This window comes from Phyllobacterium sp. (genome assembly GCF_037994405.1).
In the GTDB taxonomy this organism is placed as follows: domain Bacteria; phylum Pseudomonadota; class Alphaproteobacteria; order Rhizobiales; family Rhizobiaceae; genus Phyllobacterium.
Genome location: NZ_JBBNAN010000012.1, coordinates 16,267 through 30,013, shown reverse-complemented (window position 1 = coordinate 30,013; position 13,747 = coordinate 16,267). Strand labels below are relative to the sequence as shown.

General features: G+C 56.8%; 16 protein-coding genes and 1 tRNA gene. 6 read left to right on the top strand and 11 right to left on the bottom strand.

Translation table 11 applies throughout. The features are described from left to right. Nucleotides 1-292: 292 nt before the first annotated feature. The 5 genes from AAAC48_RS00885 to AAAC48_RS00865 are packed head-to-tail and all read right to left on the bottom strand — an operon-like array spanning nt 293 to nt 4,898. Nucleotides 293-694 carry a cytidine deaminase gene (locus AAAC48_RS00885; RefSeq protein WP_340652362.1) on the bottom strand — a complete coding sequence of 134 codons (402 nt, stop codon included), beginning with the start codon at nt 692-694 and terminating at the stop codon, nt 293-295. A 10-nt stretch (nt 695-704) separates the two neighbouring features. Further along, nucleotides 705-1,676, bottom strand: coding sequence for an ABC transporter permease (locus tag AAAC48_RS00880; protein ID WP_340652361.1), 972 nt, complete (start codon nt 1,674-1,676; stop codon nt 705-707). Then, nucleotides 1,676-2,821: an ABC transporter permease gene (locus AAAC48_RS00875; protein WP_340652360.1), complete on the bottom strand. Its 1,146-nt coding sequence runs from the start codon at nt 2,819-2,821 to the stop codon at nt 1,676-1,678. The genes AAAC48_RS00880 and AAAC48_RS00875 overlap by 1 nt, the downstream gene beginning before the upstream one ends. Next, complete coding sequence (locus AAAC48_RS00870; protein ID WP_340652359.1) at nt 2,818-3,369, bottom strand: cysteine hydrolase family protein; 552 nt, start codon at nt 3,367-3,369, stop codon at nt 2,818-2,820. Before AAAC48_RS00870 ends, AAAC48_RS00875 begins: the two co-directional genes overlap by 4 nt. After that, nucleotides 3,366-4,898, bottom strand: a complete 1,533-nt coding sequence (locus AAAC48_RS00865; RefSeq protein ID WP_340652358.1) for an ABC transporter ATP-binding protein — start codon at nt 4,896-4,898, stop codon at nt 3,366-3,368. Before AAAC48_RS00865 ends, AAAC48_RS00870 begins: the two co-directional genes overlap by 4 nt. 173 nt (nt 4,899-5,071) lie before the next feature. Between AAAC48_RS00865 and AAAC48_RS00860 the strand changes: the two genes are divergently transcribed. Beyond that, nucleotides 5,072-5,284, top strand: a complete 213-nt coding sequence (locus AAAC48_RS00860) for a SlyX family protein (protein WP_340652357.1) — start codon at nt 5,072-5,074, stop codon at nt 5,282-5,284. 2 nt (nt 5,285-5,286) lie between these two features. Continuing rightward, nucleotides 5,287-5,742: a GNAT family N-acetyltransferase gene (locus tag AAAC48_RS00855; protein WP_340652356.1), complete on the top strand. Its 456-nt coding sequence runs from the start codon at nt 5,287-5,289 to the stop codon at nt 5,740-5,742. On the opposite strand, the gene AAAC48_RS00850 is transcribed toward AAAC48_RS00855, so the two are convergent. The 4 genes from AAAC48_RS00850 to AAAC48_RS00835 form a co-directional block, all read right to left on the bottom strand. Further along, nucleotides 5,743-6,384, bottom strand: coding sequence for a LysE family translocator (locus tag AAAC48_RS00850; RefSeq protein WP_340652355.1), 642 nt, complete (start codon nt 6,382-6,384; stop codon nt 5,743-5,745). A gap of 105 nt (nt 6,385-6,489) precedes the next feature. Further along, complete coding sequence (locus AAAC48_RS00845) at nt 6,490-7,485, bottom strand: BMP family ABC transporter substrate-binding protein (RefSeq protein WP_340652354.1); 996 nt, start codon at nt 7,483-7,485, stop codon at nt 6,490-6,492. 211 nt (nt 7,486-7,696) lie between these two features. Further along, entirely contained in the window at nt 7,697-8,359 is a 663-nt protein-coding gene (msrA, locus tag AAAC48_RS00840) for a peptide-methionine (S)-S-oxide reductase MsrA (protein ID WP_340652353.1), read from the bottom strand. A 33-nt stretch (nt 8,360-8,392) separates the two neighbouring features. Next, nucleotides 8,393-8,716 carry a hypothetical protein gene (locus tag AAAC48_RS00835; RefSeq protein ID WP_340652352.1) on the bottom strand — a complete coding sequence of 108 codons (324 nt, stop codon included), beginning with the start codon at nt 8,714-8,716 and terminating at the stop codon, nt 8,393-8,395. A gap of 351 nt (nt 8,717-9,067) precedes the next feature. On the opposite strand from AAAC48_RS00835, the gene AAAC48_RS00830 reads away from it, so the two are divergent. Next, a tRNA-Ser gene (locus AAAC48_RS00830) sits at nt 9,068-9,158 on the top strand. A 316-nt stretch (nt 9,159-9,474) separates the two neighbouring features. Here AAAC48_RS00830 and AAAC48_RS00825 read toward each other — a convergent pair. Then, a complete protein-coding gene (locus tag AAAC48_RS00825; protein ID WP_340652351.1) occupies nt 9,475-9,684 on the bottom strand; it encodes a dodecin in 210 nt (69 codons plus the stop codon). A gap of 223 nt (nt 9,685-9,907) precedes the next feature. Between AAAC48_RS00825 and AAAC48_RS00820 the strand changes: the two genes are divergently transcribed. The 3 genes from AAAC48_RS00820 (at nt 9,908) to AAAC48_RS00810 (ending at nt 12,581) form a co-directional block, all read left to right on the top strand. Continuing rightward, nucleotides 9,908-10,543, top strand: a complete 636-nt coding sequence (locus AAAC48_RS00820; RefSeq protein WP_340652350.1) for a PAS domain-containing protein — start codon at nt 9,908-9,910, stop codon at nt 10,541-10,543. A gap of 2 nt (nt 10,544-10,545) precedes the next feature. Beyond that, a complete protein-coding gene (locus AAAC48_RS00815) occupies nt 10,546-11,685 on the top strand; it encodes an aminotransferase class I/II-fold pyridoxal phosphate-dependent enzyme (protein ID WP_340652349.1) in 1,140 nt (379 codons plus the stop codon). A 140-nt stretch (nt 11,686-11,825) separates the two neighbouring features. Next, on the top strand, nt 11,826-12,581 hold the full coding sequence (locus tag AAAC48_RS00810; protein ID WP_340652348.1) for a DeoR/GlpR family DNA-binding transcription regulator: 756 nt from the start codon (nt 11,826-11,828) through the stop codon (nt 12,579-12,581). Nucleotides 12,582-12,623: 42 nt separating this feature from the next. On the opposite strand, the gene ugpC is transcribed toward AAAC48_RS00810, so the two are convergent. Further along, entirely contained in the window at nt 12,624-13,742 is a 1,119-nt protein-coding gene (gene ugpC, locus AAAC48_RS00805) for a sn-glycerol-3-phosphate ABC transporter ATP-binding protein UgpC (protein ID WP_340652347.1), read from the bottom strand. Nucleotides 13,743-13,747: the final 5 nt, after the last annotated feature.

The window sequence follows — 13,747 nt, the reverse complement described above, 5'->3', positions numbered from 1 at the left end:
CCTTTGAATAAGTGCTCCGGTCGCCGGTGCGATCATGCTGCACCTTTAGAGCCAGATGAGGTCATATGAGACCGTTCTGTTTCTCGGATGGCGAGACGTTCCACGCGGAAGGTGGCAAGGCCGATGTCGTTCATCGGCTGAGACCAGCTGACAAAGTGTGTGTCCGCCAGCCGGAAACCCGAAGGGCCGGGTGAATTCGGGCTTCGGCTTGGTCCGATGGAAAGACATCGGCCTCGCCAAACCCCTCGACCTTGTCCACGAATTCCCTCCCGCAGAACGTTCCCGTATGATCTCATCTTGCTCTCCCGAGCACTTCGGCCTCGAAACCATACGGGAACAGCTCCTTCATCGTCAGGGTTTCAACGATGCCGTTATTGTCGCATAGGTGCAGGCGCGTATCAGGCCCGGCGAACTCCGCCAGCCGTTGACGGCAACCGCCGCAGGGCGTGCATTTTGCCTTCTTTTCGGCGACAACCGCGATTTCCGTAATCGTGCCGCCGCCGCCCATGACGAAATGCGACAGGGCAGTTGTTTCCGCGCACCAGCCCTCGGGATAGGAAACCACCTCGATATTGCAGCCGGAATAGATCCGTCCGTCGCTGGTACGAATGGCCGCTCCGACCGGGAATTGCGAATAAGGCGAATGCGTTTTCTGCATGGCGGCAAAGGCCGCATCGAACAGGTCCTTGCTCATTTGCAACTTCTCATCTTTCTTTCACGTACGCGACACCACCAGCCTTTGGCGGGATGGCTTTGCCGATAAATCCGGCCAGGAGGATAACGGTGAGGATATAGGGCAAGGCCTGCATGAATTGTACCGGCACTTCGCCGATAAGCGGTAAAGGATGTCCCTGCATGCGGATGGCCACCGCATCGAGGAAACCGAAAAGCAGGCAGGCAAACATGGCCTGCACCGGGCGCCACTTGGCGAAGATCAGCGCCGCGAGCGCGATATAGCCCTTGCCCGCGGTCATGTCCTTGACGAAGCCAGCGCCCTGAGCTGTCGCCAGATAGGCTCCTGCCACACCGCAAAGCACACCGCAGCAGATCACTGCACGATAGCGCAGCCATGGCACCGATACACCGGCCGTATCGACGGCAGCAGGATTCTCGCCGACTGCCCGCAAACGCAAACCGAAACGTGTCCGGTACAGCACCCACCAGGTGAAAGGCACCATGGCAAAAGCCAGATAGACGAGGATCGAATGGCCGGAGATCAGTTCGTAGTAGATCGGACCGATGATTGGGACATCCTTCAGTGCGTTGGCCCCCGGAAGATCGATCGGATTGAAACGCGCCTCATTGGGCAGTGAGGGCGTCCGTCCACCCTGCTGAAACCAGGCCTGTCCGAGGATGACGGTCGTGCCTGCAGCGATGAAGTTGATTGCAACGCCGGAGACGATCTGGTTGCCGCGGTGAGTGATGGAGGCGAAGCCGTGGACGAGACCAAGCGCAACCGAAATGAGAACGGCCGCGAGCAAGCCAATATAGGCCGAGCCGAACCAGGTGGCGGCCGTACCCGCCGCAAAAGCCCCGGCGAGCATTTTGCCTTCGAGACCAATATCAAAAATGCCGGAGCGCTCGGAATACAGCCCTGCCAGACAGGCAAGCAGCAAGGGCACCGAAAGCCGAATGGTTGAATCGAACAATTGAAGGATTGTCGTGAGCGGTTCCATTATTGGCCTCCCCCTGCAACCACAGCCGGCGCAGTCTCGCGCTTCGCCCGGCCGATACGCTGAAAAATACGTTGCAGCGAGGGCCTAAACATATGCTCCAGCGCACCAGCAAACAGGATGACCAACCCTTGAATGATGACGATCATGTCGCGGGATATGTTGGGCATGTCGAAGGCGATCTCGGCACCGCCTTGATAAAGCATGCCGAAGAGTATGGCGGCCAATACGATGCCTGCGGGGTGGGACCTGCCCATCAGCGCCACGGCAATGCCGACGAAGCCGGCCCCGGCGACAAAATCCAGCTGCACCCGATGTTGTGCGCCCATGATCGGGTTAAGCGCCATCATGCCTGCCAGCGCACCCGAAATCATCATGGTGATGATGATGATGCGCAGTTCGCTGATACCGGCATAGCGAGCAGCCTTGGGGCTGAAGCCCATAGTGCGGATTTCATAGCCGAGTTTGGTGCGCCAGATCAGCACCCAGACCACAAAGGCAGCCACGAGCGCCAAGAGGAAACTGATGTTGAGCGGAGCCGAACGCATATTGAGCCCGACCAGATTGAGCAGCCAGCCAAGGCCCGGCAACTGTCCGCCCTCGCCGAAGACACGGGTTTCCGGCGCCTGACTGCCCAGAGGTTTCAGCGGGCCGACCAAAAGGTAGACCATGATGCTGGCCGCGATGAAATTGAACATGATCGTGGTGATGACCACGTGCGATCCACGCTTGGCCTGCAGCCATGCCGGGATCAGCGCCCATAAGGCACCGACAAGCGCCGATGCCAGGACTGCCAGGGGAAAGGTCAGCCACCACGGCAGAAAACCACCAAGGCCGAGCCCGATCAGCGCAACGCCAAGACCGCCAATATAAGCCTGGCCTTCGCCGCCAATGTTGAACAGGCCGCAGTGGAATGCGACAGCGACACAGAGGCCGGTGAAGATGAAGTTCGTCGCATAGTAAAGCGTGTAGCCGACACCATCTCCCGAGCCGAACGCACCCTTGACCATCAACACTGCCGCATCGATCGGACTTTCCCCGACAAGCAGAACGACAAGCCCGGCCACGAAGAAAGCGACAATCAAATTGATCAACGGCAGGAGACCATAATCGGCCCAAGCAGGCAGTTTGGCAAAGGGCTGGCTCATGGCAAGGTCTCGATGATCGCTTCGGAAGTTGAGATGTGGGCATATTCGCCATCAAGGATGGAAAGCGTAAGGGCGTGCACGTCCTCGGCGGTCCAGTGCTTGCCGCGATGATCCTTGCGGTCGATGCTCGCGACTGCATCCTGCGGTACGGTTACCTCGAATCCGAGATTGGCGGCCATTCGTACGGTGGCATCGACGGAGTTTTCGAGGAGCACACCGGTGACGACCAGACTACGCACCTGCAACTCGTCCAGAACATCCATGAGGTCAGTGCCTATGAAGGCATTGTTGGTGCGCTTGTCGACAACAGGCTCGCCAATTTGCGGTGCAACCTGTGCCTTGAACTCATTGCCTTGCGTACCGGGTCTGTAGGGCGAAGTTGGATCGGTGGAATCATGACGGACATGAATGACAGGCAGGCGCCGCTCGCGCCAAGCGGCGAGCAATCGGGAGATGGCTGCTTCCGCTTCCGGCTGGCCTCGCCTGCCCCATTTCGGATCATCGATGGCGTTCTGTACATCGATGACGACAAGTGCCTGCGTCGTCATTCCGCCGCCTCCTGCTGCTCGACACCGGCCATGAGCAAGCCCAGTTCGCCTTCACTGGCGTCCGAGTCGCGTTCGCCGACGATGCGGCCGGCGAACATCACCAGAATGCGGTCGGAGAGCGAGCGGATTTCATCGAGTTCCACCGAGACGAGCAGCACAGCCTTGCCCGCATCACGCATCTCGATGATGCGCTTGTGGATGAACTCGATGGCGCCAACATCAACACCTCGCGTCGGCTGGCCGATGATGAGGACGCCCGGATCGCGCTCCATCTCGCGCGCGAGCACGATCTTCTGCTGGTTGCCGCCAGAAAAATTGGCTGTCTTCAGCCGCGGGTCGCCAGGACGGATGTCATATTTCTCGATCTTCTTGCGCGCATCGGCCTGGATGGCATCGAGATCGAGAAATGGTCCGTTGAGATAGAGCGGATCGTCATGATAGCCGAGGATCGAGTTTTCATATTCTTCGAAGGCCAGCACCAGGCCCATGTGATGACGGTCCTCCGGCACATGGGCGAGCCCCCGATCGCGCAGTTCGCCTGGATCGGCAGCCCCCGTAATGTCGATGACCTGTCCATCAAGGAGCACGCGGCCCGAGACTGCAGTGCGGATACCTGCGATAGTCTCAATCAGCTGCGATTGGCCGTTGCCAGCAACGCCGGCAATCCCAACGATTTCGCCGGCGCGAACGGTGAATGAGGCGTCGTCCACCATCACCACACCGCGGCTATCGCGCACCGTCAGATTCTCGACAGAAAGCTTGATTTCCCCGGGCCTTGCCTCGCCCTTCTGCACCCGTAGCAGCACGCGGCGGCCGACCATGAGTTCCGCAAGCTCTTCGACCGTCGTTTCCAGCGTCTTTCGCGTCGCGACAACTGCGCCTTGGCGCATGACGGAAACATCATCCGTTACTGCCATTATCTCGCGCAGCTTGTGCGTGATGAGGACAATGGTCTTGCCCTGATCCTTCAGCTGTTCGAGGATACGGAAAAGATGATCGGCCTCGGGCGGGGTTAATACGCCCGTCGGCTCATCGAGCACCAGGATTTCCGCGCCGCGATAGAGTGCTTTGAGGATTTCCACGCGCTGCTGCAGACCGACAGGGAGCTCCTCGATCAGCGCATCCGGATCGACGTCCAGCTGATATTCCCGCTCGAGCCGCTTCAGTTCGGCGCGCGCCTTGGCGATACCATTTTTGAGGAGCGGCGCACCCTCAACGCCAAGCATCACGTTTTCGAGCACTGTGAAATTTTCAACCAGCATGAAATGCTGATGCACCATGCCGATGCCCAATGCGATTGCGGCATTCGGGTCTGGAATATTGGCCAAGGATCCATTGATCCGGATTTCACCACTATCGGCTTGATAGAACCCATAGAGGATAGACATCAGCGTGGATTTGCCAGCGCCATTTTCTCCAATAATGCCGTGAATCGTGCCCTTTTCGACACGAAGATGAATGTCGCGGTTGGCGTGAACGGCACCAAAGCGCTTATCAATTCCAACAAGTTCTATCGCCAGTTCGGCCATGTCCCCATCCGCTGTTATGCAGCTTTTGTCGTCTTTTCGAAATTTGACCCTAACACGGGATTTTTTTCTTTCCAGTCAAGAAAACAAGATTTAACAGCCATCGCCGGTCATCAAACTTGAACCGTGACGGGACCCGGACTAGAGAGAAGGCTGGACGGAAACGGAGACGAGCAATGACAGCCGACAACACGGACCGTTTGACCCGCCTCGAGATGCTGGTGACCGAGCAGGAAAAGACCATCGAGGAACTTTCCGGCCAGGTATCCGAACAATGGAAGGTCATAGAAGGCATGCGCCGCAAGCTTGACGCGCTGACTGACCGGTTCCTCGTGCTGGAGGAACAGACTGCACCCGATATTCCCGTAACCAAGCCTCCACACTATTGACGATGATCCTGGTCGAACCGCTCGAACATCACCCCGAACTGGTGCCGCTATGCGCGCGTTGGAATTTCTTGGAGTGGGGTCAATCCACCGGTCATACGATGGAAGCTATCGTTGACGCGTTTCTCGGGTTCCTGGAACCATCCAGCCGGCAGAAGGCCTTTATCGCCTTTCTGTCGGGGTTGCCTGCAGGTCTCGTTCTCCTGATCGATAAGGATCTCGACAGCCACGCCCATTTGAAACCCTGGCTGGCCAGTCTCTATGTCGTTCCCGAGATGCGCAACGAGGGTGTGGGGCGGCACCTGGTCAGAGCCGCAGAAAGTGCCGCGCGCAATCAGGGTCATACCGAGCTTTATCTCTACACGAGCAAGGTCGATTATTATCGACGTCTGGGATGGCAGGAGTTTGAAACACTCACTGGCAATGATGCCGGTCTTGTTATTCTGGCGCGTGAACTCTGATCAGGCTTTGGCCTTGATCGCTTCTACCATCAGCTTCAGCCCCAGCGCGCCCATGACCGCACCAGCTCCGCGATCGATCCATAACTTCAAACGGGCATAAATCTGCCGGGCACGCGACCCTGAAAATACAAAGGCCACGACGGCGTACCAACCCGCCTCGATGCAGAAAAGCATTGGCGGCAAGGCGAAGAGAAGCCAGAGCGGTGGGGCCGGCGGCATGAGCGCGGCGAAAATGCTCGCATAGACGATCGACGTTTTCGGATTGCTGAGCTGCGTGATCAAGCCGAGCAAAAAGGCGCGAGAGACGGATATCCCGCTCTTCGGCCCGCCTGTATCGGACAGGACCAGCGGTTGGGATGCGCCACGCCAGATGCGGATTGCAATATAGATGAGGTACGCGCCGCCAAGCAGCTTCAACAACAGGTAAAGCCATTCGAACTGCATCAGGAGAGCCGTAAGGCCCAGCACAGCCAATGCGGCAAAGAATGCGCCGCCAACCCCCATACCCAATGCCGAAGCGAGACCGTGGGTCCGCGAGGACGCGATCGAGATGCGGGAGACCAGGACAAAACTTGGACCGGGGCTCATCGCGCCGATGGAAATGGCGGCGAGGATACTGAGAAGAACGGCAAGCGCGGTCATGTACATTCTCCTAGACTTGGCAATTATGGGAGACCGTCCGGGAACTTTGAAGACAAAGCCGCCGGGTATGGACCGACGGCTTCGAGTTCGCTGACAAATCAACGCTTATTTATACGGGCAGGCATTATCCGTATTGTAGTTGTGGACCTTGACCTTGCCGGAGATGATGTCGGCCTTGGCTGCTTCCACAGCCTTCTTGACGTCATCGGTCATCAGCTTGGCATTATTGTCGTCGACGGCGTAGTCAACACCGGCTTCCTTGACGCCAAGAACATTGACGCCAGAGGTGAATTTACCGTCGGCGCCGTCCTTGAAGGCGTTGTATGTCGCGACATCCACGCGCTTCAGCATGGAAGTCAGAACCTTGCCCGGATGCAGACCGTTCTGGTTGGAGTCGACACCAATACCCAACTTGCCGGCATCAGCGGTTGCCTGCAGGACGCCGATACCTGTGCCGCCGGCGGCAGAGAAGATGACGTCCGAACCCTGGTCCATCTGCGACTTGGCGATTTCGCCGCCCTTTGCCGGATCGTTCCAGGCGGCTGGCGTATCACCGGTCATATTCTGGATCACCTTGGCTTGTGGATTGGTGGCCTTGACGCCGCCGACATAGCCGCAAGCAAAGTTGCGGATAAGCGGGACGTCCATGCCGCCGATGAAGCTGACGGTACCGGTTTTGGATGACTTTGCAGCGATCACGCCGACTAGATAGGAGCCTTCATTGTCATTGAAGACAACCGAACGCACGTTTGGCTTTTCCACCACTGCGTCGATGATGACGAATTTGGTATCCGGGAACTCGGTTGCGACCTTCTCGATTGCTGCAGCAGCCGAGAAGCCGGCAATGACGATTGGCGAATTGCCGTCGGTTGCGAACTTGCGCAATGCCTGCTCGCGCTGCGCTTCGTTCTGGATTTCGAACTCGCGATATTTGACGCCGGAATCCGCCTTGTACTTCTCGGCGCCGTGGAACGCAGCTTCATTGAAGGATTTGTCGAACTTTCCGCCAAGATCGTAAATGACGGCTGGCTTGTCATCCGCCGCGAAGGCCGAGACGGACATCGCAGTGGCAGCCAGGAGACCAAGAACAATACGCTTCATTTGATACCAACCCTCTGGATTTTGTTGAGCAGGATCAACTTTGTGTCGACCCTTGAAATCGTTGCGGCAACGTCAGATGGCAGCCGCCCCGCCAGCAATCTTGCATGCCAGCAGGCAAATTTCACGCGAAATTTTGCCTGATGGTCAAATATCGCTGCCAGCGTCGCTCGATGAGCAACACAACGCTCGAAAATCCTGTCAATTCAGTCTGTTAGATGGCCTTTGCCTGTGGGATAGGGCAAGAGACGCCAGTACCGCGCAGGCCGCAATAGCCAGCCGGATTCTTGGCAAGATATTGCTGATGATAGTCTTCCGCATAGTAGAATTCGGGTGCCTGAAGGATCTCCGTGGTGATCTTGCCACGACCCGCGACGTTGAGCGCCTTCTGATAGGCGTCACGGCTTTGCTCTGCGGCAGCCTTCTGTTCGGGCGTAAACGTGTATATGCCAGAGCGGTAGGTCGTGCCAATATCATTGCCCTGGCGCATGCCTTGTGTTGGATCATGCTCTTCCCAGAACAGCGTCAGGAGTTCGTCATAGGAGATGACGTTCGGATCGAACACCAGAAGCACTACTTCATTATGGCCGGTCAGCCCCGTAGAGGTTTCCTGGTAGGTGGGGTTCGGCGTGATGCCGCCTGCATAGCCTGCCGCGGTGACATAAACGCCCGGCACCTGCCAGAACAGCCGTTCGACGCCCCAGAAACAACCCATGCCGAACATGGCGGTCTGGAGATTGTCGCGCCAGGGGCCTTTCAGCGGGCGGCCATTGACGAAATGCGTCTCGGCGGTGGGAATCGGTGTGGCACGCCCCGGAAGCGCTTCAGCAGCATCAGGCATTTTGGTTTTCTTGTTGAACATGTCGATGATGAACATTGAGATACCTCCAGGATAAGGGGCAATGACGCATCAACGAGCGGCGAACCGTCCCACCCTGTTGTGACGCTTGTAACCCATCGCGTAAAGCAGAAAGGCCAGCAGGGCAAAAACGATAAAGGTGGGCGTTTCGAGCACCCATAGCATCAACGGGTCCCATAGAATGGGGTAAATGTGGGTTTTGACATAGGCTTCGGCAAGAGTGAGCGAAGAAGCGGAGATGGACTGCCAGCTGTCTTGAAGCGATGTCATGATCACATGCGACGCGCCAACCGAGCGGGCGGCATCAAGAACTGCGGCAATGATCGCCAGACTAAGGGCAATATAGGCAAGAAGCCTGAGAAGCGATCGGATCACATCTGTCTCCACGAATAGGCTGAAAGACCGGCATTCTAGCGCCGGACAGGAGCGGAATGAATTGAATTTTACCGGTATTTTGATGGCAAGGGAGGAAATATTCGAGAAAATTCCCAGCAATTTCAGAGGGAAGCCCACGAAATTGCGGCAAAGCGCGATTATGTTGAAATAGGAGTTGAACAAGAGCCTGTTCTGACTATAGTGCGCGCCGCACGGGGTCGCTGTCGGCTAACCATCGACGTGCATCGCGTGCCTATCCAAAATGAGTGACCGATGGTTGACGGTGCTCTTGAAGCCGGTCTTTCTGGCTGACAAGAATCAACCCGACCGGCCAGATGCCGGACGTATTGCGGAGAGGTGGCCGAGTGGTTGAAGGCGCACGCCTGGAAAGTGTGTTTACGTCAAAAGCGTAACGCGGGTTCGAATCCCGCTCTCTCCGCCAGTCAATTTCTACTTCATGGTCCCCCACGTCGGCTCACCAAAACGTTCCTTTGAAATTGCTGCTGCTGCCGCGACTCGACATTGTGTTGAGCGCCCGCCTTGGGGGGTGAATTGATGAACGACGAGCAAGAAGGAAGCCAGCAACTCACTTTTTGAGCAAGCCAAGGCTTTCGCTGAACTGCCGCGACAGCTCAAACGGGCCAAAATGCCTAAAGTTCTCAGAGCCAAATTGTTTGACGCAATCAACCGCACCGTCGAGTAAAGGATGGAAAGGGAGCGGCTGCAGAGTTCATCCGTTGACTGGATCAGCCCTCGCTTTAGTCCAAGCGGAACCCGGCTTTAAGGACTACCTGGAAGCGGGCCACCTTACCATCAAGGATGTGACCTCTGATCTGGTCCACTTCAAACCAGTCGAGTTGTCTCACGCTTTGCGATGCGCGCGCGATGGCGTTCTTGATCGCTGAATCAACCGATTCGGGCGAGCTGCCAACGAGTTCGATTTTCTTGTAGACATGATCCTCACCCATGACATCCTCCTCTCGGGTCGTTCTCGCCGCAGTTTCGGCATTTCAACCCATGCGGACATACTGGTCCTACCCGGTGCAAATGTGAAGTTTCATTCAAGGCGCATGTCACTAGCTGCTCGAAATCCCACGCTGACAACGGCGCGCGCACTGGTCTGTCAAATGCGCAGCTGTTGTTTAACTTGGAATCTATTGACATTTTATATAATTTAGCCATTCTGTCTAAATGAGCTTTGATCTTGACGCCTTTCGCCCTATCGCCGACAGCATCGGACGCCTTTTCGCCCCCCATGCAGAAGTCGTGCTGCATGATCTCACCACCAACACGATAACTCATATTGCGAACTGCTTCTCCAAACGCAGACCGGGCGACTCTTCGCTCCTCGACATCATGGATCTTGATTTCGACCAGGCAATCATCGGGCCATATACGAAGACCAACTGGGATGGCCGAAGGCTAAAATCGGTTTCGACCGTCATCAGGGATGAGACCGGAAGACCTGTTGGCCTGATGTGTATCAACCACGATATTGAAGCCTTCAGCCTGGCCCTCGAGCAACTGAGTGCCATTGTCACGACTGCAGCGCCCTTGCGGCATGCAACGGAGCTGTTCGCCGCAGACTGGCGAGAGCGCATCAATGACGAGATCGCGGCCTTTCTCACGGCACGCAACATGACGCTTGCAGGCCTTGACTCAAACACGACCGAAGAGCTGATCGGCCAACTTGATCGCTCGGGTTTCTTCGGCATTCGAAACGCAACGACTTACACCGCAGAAATACTCGGTGTCTCGCGCGCCACGCTCTACAACCGTCTCAATGCTGCCAGGCGCCTCGCCAAGCCTTCACCGATCGGAGATTGATCATGCCTGCCATGCCGCGCGATTTTGCGCTTGAAGTTTATTTGTCGCGCTGGGAGTTTGCAGCCAAACATCATATGACAGCGTCGGACGCGCAGAGCATACCCCTCAACGAACTCCTCGGGTATGCCTCGCCCGCCGATCGTGAGCGCTTCAACACCTTGCATCTTGGCTATACCGAAACCTTCGGTTCCCCCTCGCTTCGCGAAACGATCGCCACAACCTATGACACGGTCCGTGCCAGGGATATTTTGTGTTTTGCAGGTGCCGAGGAGGCGATTTATGTGGCGATGAAGGTGCTGCTCCAGCCACAGGATCATTGCATCGTCCTCACACCGAACTATCAAGCAGCTGAGACAGTGCCGCTCAGTATCTGCTCGGTTACGGGTGTCGCTCTCGACGAAGATCACAATTGGAGCCTTGACATCGACAAGGTAAAAGCGGCGATCCGCCCCAACACCAGATTGATCTCGATCAACTTTCCCAACAATCCGACCGGTGCGATCCCCTCGCAAGAAATATTCAGGGCGCTTGTCGATCTTTGCCGGATGAATGGCATCTGGCTGTTCAGCGACGAGGTATATCGCCTTATCGAGCGCAGTGAGTCACAGCGTTTGCCCCAAGCGGTTGACGCCTATGAACGGGGTGTTTCATTGAACGTGATGTCAAAGGCATATGGACTTCCGGGACTGCGCATCGGCTGGCTCGCCGCGAAGGATCCCGCGTTCCTCTTGGCCTGCGAGCACTACAAACACTTCCTGTCGATCTGCAATTCCGGCCCTTCGGAAGTCCTTGCGGAAATTGCTCTCAAAGCACGAGGACGGATTCTTGAGCGCAACCGAGACCTTGTGCGCAACAACATCTCCAAGCTTGATACGTTTTTTGCCGAATTTCCCGCGCTCTTCGAATGGTGCGAACCTGATGGCGGCTGTGTTGCCTTTATCCAGTACAAGGGTCGAGACGGCGTTGAAGCATTTACTGCACGGCTCGTCGAAGAGGCGGGCGTTTTGCTGCTCCCTTCCAGCGTCTATCATTCCGACCTTGGGCCAGTGCCGAAGGACCGTTTCCGCATCGGCTTTGGTCGCAACAACATGGATGAAGGACTGACCGCCTTCCGCAACTGGCTTCGCCGGAATGATTGCTGAGCCTTTCGTTTCGCCCACGAACTGAAGAGCCGGCGGGTGGCGTTATCGTGTCAAAGCTGTAAACTATTCTTATGGCTTATAATGATTCCCGCAGCCCTTCCCAAAGCGTTTCCGAGACGAATGGCAACGCATTGCCTGCCATGCGTCAGAACCGTTTGATCGAGCTCCTTCAGAAGCACGGGCAAGTCACGGTTGCCGAGCTTGTAGCACTGTTCGATGTATCGCGTGACACGATACGCCGTGATCTGGATCTACTCGAGCAGCGTGGGCTTCTGGTCCGCACCCATGGCGGCGCCATTCACAATGCCAAGCTTGTCCGCGTGGATACAACATTCGGCCTGCGCATGGATGAACATGTCGATGCGAAACGCCGGATCGGACAGGCGGCGGCAAATCTGGTGCGCGACAGCGAGACGCTTATTATCAATGGCGGTTCGACCGCCTGCTATTTTGCCGCCGCACTGACGGAGCGGCGCAATCTGACTGTTGTAACGAACAACCTGCGTCTGCCGCCGATCACACCAGAACCGTCGGTCAGCTCGATTCACATTATCGGAGGCACGTATTGGTCGGTGTCGCAGGTCACGATAGGCACGATCGGCTTCCCTTCAGTATCAGGTATCAGCGCAGACTCTGCGGTTATCGGGGTGACCGGCATCTCGCCATCCGGCATCTCCATGGGACGGCTCGAGGAAGCCACTGCGACTGCGGGTATGATCGATGTCGCGAAACGGACGATCGTCCTCGTGGACAGCAGCAAGTTCAATGTCACGGCATTTGCCAATATTGCTCCGTTGGATCGCATCCAGTACGTCGTCACCGATGCAAGACCGCCGGAGGAGATTGCCGAGGCACTCGATCAGGCAGGGGTCCAGACATTGATTTGCGAAGGTTGACCAGCGGCCGATTGGCGTTTGCCTTTTAGCCGAACAAGGCCCTCACGACACTTTCAATTTTTCGGCAAGCAGCGGATGCCTGACGAGATGTGGCAGCGCCGCTCCGCGCGCATCGAAGACGTGGACTGAATCGGGGTCAAAAGAGAGGCGAACCAGTTCGCCAGGCTGGGTTGGATTGTCGCCCTCCGTCTGGACGAGGATTACGGTACCCCCAACATCGACATGCAGCACGGTAAGTCCGCCCAGCCGCTCGGCAATCAATGTCTGCCCCTGAAGGTCGCCTTTGGAATCAAGTCGCATATGTTCCGGTCTGATGCCAACGGTAACTTCCGCGCCGGTGGTTACTCCGCGTGGTTCAACCGGGACGGTGAGTGGGGCTCGATTCGGCAAAGTCACTGTAACGCCCTTTGGGTCAAAATGACTTACCACCGCTTTCAGGAAGTTCATCTTTGGTGAGCCGATGAACCCTGCCACAAAGAGGTTTCTTGGATGATGGTAGAGATCGAGCGGTGATCCCACCTGTTCGATTTCGCCGGCATTGAGAACGACGATCTTGTCGGCCATTGTCATGGCTTCCACCTGATCATGCGTGACATAAATCATCGTGGCATTGAGACTCTTGTGCAAACGCATCAGTTCGATGCGCATCTGGACACGCAGAGCCGCGTCGAGGTTCGATAGTGGCTCGTCGAACAGAAACACCTTGGGGTTGCGCACAATTGCCCGGCCGATGGCAACGCGCTGCCGCTGACCCCCTGAAAGCTCCTTTGGATGCCGCTGCAGTAGCGGCCCCAGTTGCAGCACCTCTGCCGCTGCCTTCACCTTTGCCTCGCGTTCTGCTTTGGACGTACCGCCAATTTTCAGGGCGAAACCCATGTTCTCGGCAATCGTCATATGCGGATAGAGTGCGTAGGACTGGAAAACCATCGCCAGACCCCGATCGGCGGGACCCACTTCGTTGGCCCGGATGCCATCAATCAGGAGTTCACCGCCCGAGATCTTCTCAAGCCCTGCTATCATGCGCAACAATGTCGACTTGCCGCAGCCGGACGGGCCAACGAAGACAACGAACTCACGATCTGCAACCTCGAGGTCAACGCCCTTGATCACCTGGACCGTGCCATAGGTCTTCCTGATGCCGTTGAGTGTCAGCGTTGCCATGGTTT

Excerpts from the sequence above, each read along its gene's own strand:
- AAAC48_RS00885 (WP_340652362.1), bottom strand. The coding sequence starts at position 694 with ATGAGCAAGGACCTGTTCGATGCGGCCTTTGCCGCCATGCAGAAAACG.
- AAAC48_RS00880 (WP_340652361.1), bottom strand. The coding sequence starts at position 1,676 with ATGGAACCGCTCACGACAATCCTTCAATTGTTCGATTCAACCATTCGG.
- AAAC48_RS00875 (WP_340652360.1), bottom strand. The coding sequence starts at position 2,821 with ATGAGCCAGCCCTTTGCCAAACTGCCTGCTTGGGCCGATTATGGTCTC.
- AAAC48_RS00870 (WP_340652359.1), bottom strand. The coding sequence starts at position 3,369 with ATGACGACGCAGGCACTTGTCGTCATCGATGTACAGAACGCCATCGAT.
- AAAC48_RS00865 (WP_340652358.1), bottom strand. The coding sequence starts at position 4,898 with ATGGCCGAACTGGCGATAGAACTTGTTGGAATTGATAAGCGCTTTGGT.
- AAAC48_RS00860 (WP_340652357.1), top strand. The coding sequence starts at position 5,072 with ATGACAGCCGACAACACGGACCGTTTGACCCGCCTCGAGATGCTGGTG.
- AAAC48_RS00855 (WP_340652356.1), top strand. The coding sequence starts at position 5,287 with ATGATCCTGGTCGAACCGCTCGAACATCACCCCGAACTGGTGCCGCTA.
- AAAC48_RS00850 (WP_340652355.1), bottom strand. The coding sequence starts at position 6,384 with ATGACCGCGCTTGCCGTTCTTCTCAGTATCCTCGCCGCCATTTCCATC.
- AAAC48_RS00845 (WP_340652354.1), bottom strand. The coding sequence starts at position 7,485 with ATGAAGCGTATTGTTCTTGGTCTCCTGGCTGCCACTGCGATGTCCGTC.
- msrA (WP_340652353.1), bottom strand. The coding sequence starts at position 8,359 with ATGTTCATCATCGACATGTTCAACAAGAAAACCAAAATGCCTGATGCT.
- AAAC48_RS00825 (WP_340652351.1), bottom strand. The coding sequence starts at position 9,684 with ATGGGTGAGGATCATGTCTACAAGAAAATCGAACTCGTTGGCAGCTCG.
- AAAC48_RS00820 (WP_340652350.1), top strand. The coding sequence starts at position 9,908 with ATGAGCTTTGATCTTGACGCCTTTCGCCCTATCGCCGACAGCATCGGA.
- AAAC48_RS00815 (WP_340652349.1), top strand. The coding sequence starts at position 10,546 with ATGCCTGCCATGCCGCGCGATTTTGCGCTTGAAGTTTATTTGTCGCGC.
- AAAC48_RS00810 (WP_340652348.1), top strand. The coding sequence starts at position 11,826 with ATGCGTCAGAACCGTTTGATCGAGCTCCTTCAGAAGCACGGGCAAGTC.
- ugpC (WP_340652347.1), bottom strand. The coding sequence starts at position 13,742 with ATGGCAACGCTGACACTCAACGGCATCAGGAAGACCTATGGCACGGTC.